At 51.9% G+C, this 2,960-nt stretch carries 4 protein-coding genes; 1 reads left to right on the forward strand and 3 read right to left on the reverse strand.

Features of this window, described 5'->3' with window-relative positions; translation table 11 throughout:
* From tnpA to BZG81_RS15340, 3 genes are all read right to left on the reverse strand, one after another.
* A partial coding sequence (tnpA, locus tag BZG81_RS15975; protein WP_443216224.1) for an IS66 family insertion sequence element accessory protein TnpA occupies positions 1-116 on the reverse strand: 116 nt, incomplete at its 3' end.
* A gap of 77 nt (positions 117-193) precedes the next feature.
* On the reverse strand, positions 194-652 hold the full coding sequence (locus BZG81_RS15335) for a HEPN domain-containing protein (protein WP_077677811.1): 459 nt from the start codon (positions 650-652) through the stop codon (positions 194-196).
* 60 nt (positions 653-712) lie between these two features.
* On the reverse strand, positions 713-2,200 hold the full coding sequence (locus BZG81_RS15340; RefSeq protein WP_077677812.1) for a carboxypeptidase M32: 1,488 nt from the start codon (positions 2,198-2,200) through the stop codon (positions 713-715).
* A 110-nt stretch (positions 2,201-2,310) separates the two neighbouring features.
* On the opposite strand from BZG81_RS15340, the gene BZG81_RS15345 reads away from it, so the two are divergent.
* The gene (locus BZG81_RS15345; protein ID WP_077677813.1) at positions 2,311-2,880 is read left to right on the forward strand and encodes a gamma-glutamylcyclotransferase family protein; all 570 of its coding nucleotides are present in this window, start codon (positions 2,311-2,313) and stop codon (positions 2,878-2,880) included.
* The last annotated feature ends 80 nt before the right edge of the window (positions 2,881-2,960 follow it).

Raw genomic sequence — 2,960 nt, forward strand, 5'->3', positions numbered from 1 at the left:
TAGAACTGCGACTGGGCAATTTGGTGCTGTTCGCACCAGGCGGCGATGGTGAGTTGGCTGTCTTTTTGATGCTGCAGGCGCTCCTGCCAGAGTGTCATCTTGTCTTCGCGTGTCATGATATCGCTCCGATAGTGAAGGAGCTATATCAATATCAGGTCATCGTGGTTATGTGAATGTGGGGAGAAATGGCCGCTTACGCTAATACTGTTGCGGTATCACTGTTTGCCAAGGCTTTGTGCGCGCGGGCTTTGGCGCTTTTGCGTGAAGCTTGCCAACTGTCTTCAGTGATATGACCGGCTTGATATTCCCAATAGGCTTGCAGGATATAATCATTATTGAGGATCACTCGGATTGGGCCTGAGAACTCTTGCCATACTAAATGGGTTAAACGCGCTTCTTTATCGAGTTGAATCAGTTTTTCTAGAAAGCCTTGATAGAGGTTTTTCTCGGTAAACTGACGCTTTTGCGCAAACTCTTGCGCATAAGCGGCGTTAAATGCAATCCATAAGAAAATAAACTGGCTGTCTGTATCATCCGTTTGCTCGGCTTGTTTTAGCCAGCTGAGGGCTCGGTGTACACGAATAGACAAATTTTCAGGATAATGCTCGCGCTCTTGGCGCTGCCTCGTTTTAAGTGTTTCATAGTTGGGCATAATGCCTCCCGTTGGTGGGGACCCCAAGGCCAGCGTTCGGGCCTTGGGGCTGGTGTGAGCTTACAAATACCGCCCTTGAATATACTCGCGGAAGTGGGCGGGGTTGAGGGTTTCGCCGGTGGCATCCTTGAGTATGTTGTCGGTTGAGGTGGTGCTGGCGCGTTGCCAGATATGTTGGGATAACCAATCAAAAATGGGCGACAGGTTACCGCTGGCGATAATGCCATCGACATCCAGTTGCTGGCGCATTGCTTGCATCAATTGCGCGGCATACAGGGCACCCAAGGTATAGGTGGGGAAGTAGCCAAAGCTGCCATCGGTCCAGTGAATGTCTTGCATGCAGCCGTTTTTATAGTTGCCGGCGGTGCTGAGGCCAAGGTATTGCTGCATGGCGTTGTCCCAACGCTCAGGAATATGATCAACTTCCATGTTGCCACTGATCAGATCGCGCTCGATGTCATAGCGCAGCATGATGTGTGCCGGATAGGTGACCTCGTCGGCATCGACACGAATATAACCGGGCGCGACTTGAGTTAACACGCGGTGGAAATTCTCGACATGAAAGGCGGGATCGTTTTGGCGGTTAAAGGCAGATTTAGCACGCTGACAAATCAAGGTGGCAAATGCTTCACTGCGGGCCAGCTGCATTTCAAAAAACAGGCTTTGGCTTTCGTGCACGCCCATCGAGCGCGCTTGGCCCACTGGTAAGCCTGCCAGGTCCTTAGGCAACCCTTGTTCATAGCGCGCATGGCCGGTTTCGTGGATCACGCCCATTAATGCCGAGGTAAAATCTTGCTCGTCGTAGCGGGTGGTAATGCGCACATCAGTGGGCACGCCGCCACAAAATGGGTGGGTGCTGACATCCAGACGACCCTGTGCAAAGTTAAAGCCCAACTGCTGCATCACCTGCTCACCCAAGGCTTTTTGTTGTGCTTGGGTAAATGGCCCTTTGGGCATAAGGGGCGGCTGTTGCGCTTGCTTGTCGACTACCGCCTGGATGGTCTCCGGTAGCCATGCTTTAAGCGCACCAAATACCTCATCGACACGATCAGCGGTCATTCCTGGCTCGTAGAGGTCGAGCAGGGCATCGTAAGGCGCACAACCTTTTTGGTCCGCACGAATATGGGCTTCTTCGCGCGCCAAGGCCACCACTTCTTTTAAATTTTTGGCAAAGCCTGCCCAATCGTTATCTTGACGTTGTTGGCGCCAATCATGCTCGCATTTGGCACCCGCTAAAGATTTGGCTTTGACCAAGGTGTCAGGCAATACGCTGGCCTGCTGCCACTCGCGCTTCATCTCTGCCACGCTCGCTTTTTGCGTCGGTGTCAGTTGCCCCAATTTATCGTCCAGTTCTGCTAACCAGTCACTAAGCTCAGGTTGGGTGCTTTGTTGATGGCAATAAAGCGCGAGCTCTGCCATCGCGTCGGCACGGGCTTGATTCCCTCCATCTGGCATCATGGTGGCTTGATCCCAACCGCAGATTGCGGCAAGGTGCTGAAAATGTGACAGCCGTTTGAAGTGGGCTTCGAGCTTATTGAGTGGTTCCATGATGACTTCCTTGTTAACAACATTGCCGGATATTCTGGCAATTTGTATGAAAAAAGCAAGGCAGCCACTACCGTTCTGTCAGGTTATGCAATAAAGGAGTTTGCAACGTCATGTATCTATTTGGGTACGGGAGTTTAATGAATCCGGCGTCACGGGCGCTGACCGGTGAATCTGGATGGACGTGCCCGGTTACCGTGACCGGGCTAAGTCGTCATTGGAGCAATGTCAGCGAGGCGTTTATTTCGCCTTTGGTGGTGTTACAAGGTGAAGGTCAATGTAATGGGGTGCTGGTCAGCATCGATCCACAGTCATTGCCCGACTTTGATCGCCGAGAGGCAGGCTATCAGCGGTTACAGTTAGCTGAATCAAACATCACTCTGCCCGAAGAGGTGACGCTTGATGGCCCCGTGTACGTATATGTTGCCGATACGCAGCGTACCCCAGACGTAGACAAGCCGATTGCCCAATCCTATGTCGATACGGTCATGGCAGGCTGTTTACGCTACTCAGCGGATTTTGCCCGCGCGTTTTTAACCACCACTCAGGGATGGGAAGGCGCTTATCATAACGATCGCGCCGAGCCAAGGTATCCACGGGTGGCAGGAGTGAGCGATCAAGATAGAGTAGACATCGATCGGTTGATGCAGGCGCACTTGACCGCTTTTACAGCGCGCGGTTAATCAGTTATTGATTGTTCATGACAAGAAAAGGCCACCGACAATGCGGTGGCCTTTGCGTATTTATATTTGCATATTTATAT

Origin of the sequence: Salinivibrio sp. MA607 (genome assembly GCF_001996245.1) — a bacterium.
In the GTDB taxonomy this organism is placed as follows: Bacteria; Pseudomonadota; Gammaproteobacteria; order Enterobacterales; family Vibrionaceae; genus Salinivibrio; species Salinivibrio costicola.